The organism is Pseudomonas sp. 3JA (assembly GCF_036961705.1).
In the GTDB taxonomy this organism is placed as follows: Bacteria; Pseudomonadota; Gammaproteobacteria; order Pseudomonadales; family Pseudomonadaceae; genus Aquipseudomonas; species Aquipseudomonas fluorescens_Q.
Genome location: NZ_JBAMDJ010000120.1, coordinates 1 through 307 on the forward strand (window position 1 = coordinate 1; position 307 = coordinate 307).

A 307-nucleotide genomic window follows, 5' to 3' on the forward strand; every position below is an offset into this window, starting at 1 on the left:
GACGGTGGTCGGGCCTTGGTACACGTCGTTGCCGACGGCCACATCCAACGCCCCCGAGCTTGCGCCGGCAGCGATGGTGATGGTTTTGCCGCTGTCCAGGGTGACGGCGACCGGACCATTTTGCGCGGTGACCGGGTTGCCATTGGCATCGGTCAACGTCGCGGTGTAGGTGATGGTGCCGTTTTCGTTCACGGTTGGCGTGGCGGTCAAGGTCACAGTAGTGGTGTCGTTGACATCGCTGACGATGGTGCTGACCGGAGTCGTGTTTGGTGCGATGGCCTCCAGGTTGCCACCGGATGCCGAGGCG

At 63.5% G+C, this 307-nt stretch carries 1 protein-coding gene; it reads right to left on the reverse strand.

The genetic code is table 11. From position 1 onward, the window contains the following. Positions 1 to 307 (reverse strand): immunoglobulin-like domain-containing protein (locus tag V7773_RS30305; protein ID WP_336076512.1); only part of this gene is annotated, 307 nt, incomplete at both ends.